General features: G+C 52.7%; 1 protein-coding gene. It reads left to right on the plus strand.

Going from position 1 to position 452, the window contains the following annotated elements; all coding sequences use genetic code 11:
* Positions 1–166: 166 nt before the first annotated feature.
* Positions 167–452: hypothetical protein (locus AC1RPJ_RS07810; RefSeq protein WP_481762847.1), on the plus strand; the 286-nt coding region annotated here is incomplete at its 3' end.

Genomic DNA, 452 nt, shown 5'->3' on the forward strand with positions numbered 1-452 from the left:
GATTTCGGAAGATCGTGGCTGATTTGGTTGAGGAACTGGACGAGCGGTACGGGCCGGGGCTGACCATCGAGCTGCTGGACGCTCAGGACATGGACAATGCAGCCGACGAATTTACAGACGACATTCTGATGCTCATCACATCGAAACATAACAAGTTCCAACTGCAATGAAAAAGAAAGGACGAATATTCGTCATCGACGGAAATCACGCACTCCATCGTGTCTGGTTCACGTTGCGCACAGGCCGGCCGATCGAAGAGGCACTTCCATATGCATTCACCAGCTTGATATGCAAAGACGCCGTGGCCGTCAAGGCCACCCATATGCTGGTTGCATTTGACGGCAAGCAGGTGTTTAGGTACGGTGTGTATGACGGATACAAAGCTGACCGAAAGAACAAGAAGCAAAGTGGGCCGGCCGTCGATAGCCAGTACACCAAACCTACGGGCGACG

It is taken from the genome of Dellaglioa sp. CoH-57-MRSF-17, assembly GCF_056782015.1.